The 1,663-nt window shown below is 58.5% G+C and carries 1 protein-coding gene and 2 pseudogenes; 1 reads left to right on the plus strand and 2 read right to left on the minus strand.

What is annotated here, in order from left to right; genetic code table 11:
* Both D8V06_RS21215 and D8V06_RS31040 read right to left on the minus strand, forming a co-directional pair.
* A pseudogene (locus D8V06_RS21215) lies at window positions 1–444 on the minus strand (bifunctional glutamine synthetase adenylyltransferase/deadenyltransferase); the annotation flags it as partial.
* Window positions 441–566, minus strand: coding sequence for a hypothetical protein (locus D8V06_RS31040; protein ID WP_277751309.1), 126 nt, complete (start codon window positions 564–566; stop codon window positions 441–443). The pseudogene D8V06_RS21215 and the gene D8V06_RS31040, both read right to left, overlap by 4 nt.
* A gap of 262 nt (window positions 567–828) precedes the next feature.
* Between D8V06_RS31040 and D8V06_RS21220 the strand changes: the two are divergent.
* A pseudogene (locus D8V06_RS21220) lies at window positions 829–1,663 on the plus strand (pyruvate dehydrogenase (acetyl-transferring), homodimeric type); the annotation flags it as partial.

Genomic DNA, 1,663 nt, shown 5'->3' on the forward strand with positions numbered 1-1,663 from the left:
AGCCTGATCGATGGTAGCGTCGGCCATGTCCGAGAGGTCGCGGCAGGTCTGCACCAGATCGGCCTGGCGGGTCAGGTCGCGCCAGATGATTCGCACCTGATGGCGTGCGCGCTGGCGGCGCAAGGCGCGGCCTAGTTCGTCCTCGCTCTGCGCGGCGTTCACAGCGGCGGCGATCTGTGCGCACAGCTCGCCGGGCGCAAACGCTCGATCAAGTTCGCCGGACGCCACCAGCGACAACAACATCAAAGGGTCACGAATGCTCTGTTCAATGACAAATTCGCTGGCGGCGCTGACGCGGGCGAATTGCGCCCAGCGCTCCGGCGTCCAGTTCGACAGGCCGTGATCGTCTTCAAGGGCGGCGACGGACGTACGGAACGACTGCTCGGATCGGCTGACCAACGGCAGGAGAATGGCGGGCAGTTCGGCAAGCACGGGCAGGGTCATGGTCTATCCTTGATCGGCGTATTGAGGGCCGCTTGTAGTGAATGATGAAAACCCGCTACGTGAAGGACTGTCGAACAAAAGTTAGAAATAGCTGAAATTTCTTTTTCTTTGGCATCCAGCATCAAACTTTCACCTTATTCGGATGGAAATCGACCCGCCTTAACGATTATTCTCACAACGCAGTCGGAGGCCACAAGCCTTTCATCTGTAGTTTTACTACTCGTCTATACATTCGAAAGGCTGAAATGCCGGAAGATTTGTAGTAAAACTACACGCCGCCGGAACAACCTGTCGGCAATCCAAGAATTTTAAATCGTCTGCCCACAAGGCCAGTCGCAAACTCAGGCAACCGATTCTGGAAGCCTTTCCGCCCTGGAGCAAGCCATGCAAGACCTCGATCCCGTCGAAACCCAGGAATGGCTGGACGCCCTGGAATCGGTTCTCGACAAAGAAGGCGAAGACCGTGCTCACTATCTGATGACCCGTATGGGTGAACTCGCGACCCGCAGCGGTTCGCAGTTGCCTTACGCCATCACCACGCCTTACCGCAACACCATCCCGGTTACCCACGAAGCACGCATGCCTGGCGACCTGTTCATGGAACGCCGCATTCGCTCGCTGGTACGCTGGAACGCGATGGCCATGGTAATGCGTACGAACCTGAAAGATTCTGACCTGGGTGGTCACATCTCCAGCTTCGCTTCCAGTGCGACCCTGTATGACATCGGCTTCAACTACTTCTTCCAGGCCCCGACCGATGAACACGGCGGCGACCTGATCTACTTCCAGGGCCACACCTCGCCAGGCGTTTACGCCCGTGCATTCATGGAAGGCCGCATCACCGAAGAGCAGATGAACAACTTCCGCCAGGAAGTCGACGGTCAGGGCCTGTCGTCCTACCCGCACCCTTGGCTGATGCCTGACTTCTGGCAGTTCCCGACCGTATCCATGGGTCTGGGCCCGATCCAGGCGATCTACCAGGCACGCTTCATGAAGTACCTGGAAGCCCGCGGCTTCATTCCTGCCGGCAAGCAGAAAGTCTGGTGCTTCCTGGGTGACGGCGAGTGCGACGAGCCGGAATCCCTGGGCGCGATCTCGCTGGCTGGCCGCGAGAAGCTCGACAATCTGATCTTCGTCATCAACTGCAACCTGCAGCGCCTCGATGGCCCGGTTCGCGGCAACGGCAAGATCATCCAGGAACTCGAAGGCGTGTTCCGCG

Origin of the sequence: Pseudomonas sp. Sample_24 (assembly GCF_004307605.1) — a bacterium.
Classification (GTDB): Bacteria; Pseudomonadota; Gammaproteobacteria; order Pseudomonadales; family Pseudomonadaceae; genus Aquipseudomonas.

Coding starts and splice junctions, on each gene's coding strand:
- D8V06_RS31040 (WP_277751309.1), bottom strand. CDS start 566: ATGCTGGATGCCAAAGAAAAAGAAATTTCAGCTATTTCTAACTTTTGT.